This is a genomic window from Paraburkholderia sp. RL17-381-BIF-C (assembly GCF_046026435.1).
In the GTDB taxonomy this organism is placed as follows: Bacteria; Pseudomonadota; Gammaproteobacteria; order Burkholderiales; family Burkholderiaceae; genus Paraburkholderia.
The window spans coordinates 1-206 of the sequence record NZ_JARESX010000287.1; the positions used below are offsets into that span (position 1 = coordinate 1).

1 protein-coding gene is annotated in these 206 nt (G+C 58.3%); it reads left to right on the top strand.

All coding sequences use genetic code 11. The annotated features are described in order from the left end of the window. The coding region (locus tag P0D70_RS37075; protein WP_408188164.1) for a citrate/2-methylcitrate synthase at nt 1-206 on the top strand (206 nt) is incomplete at both ends.

Genomic DNA, 206 nt, shown 5'->3' on the forward strand with positions numbered 1-206 from the left:
TGGGGCCCGGCGCACGGTGGTGCAAACGAAGCCGCGCTGAACATGCTGGAAGAAATCGGCTCGGTCGACAACATTCCTGAGTTCATCAAGCAGGTGAAGGACAAGAACTCGGGCGTGAAGCTGATGGGCTTCGGTCACCGCGTCTACAAGAACTACGATCCGCGTGCGAAGCTGATGCGCGAAACCTGCCACGAAGTGCTGGAAGA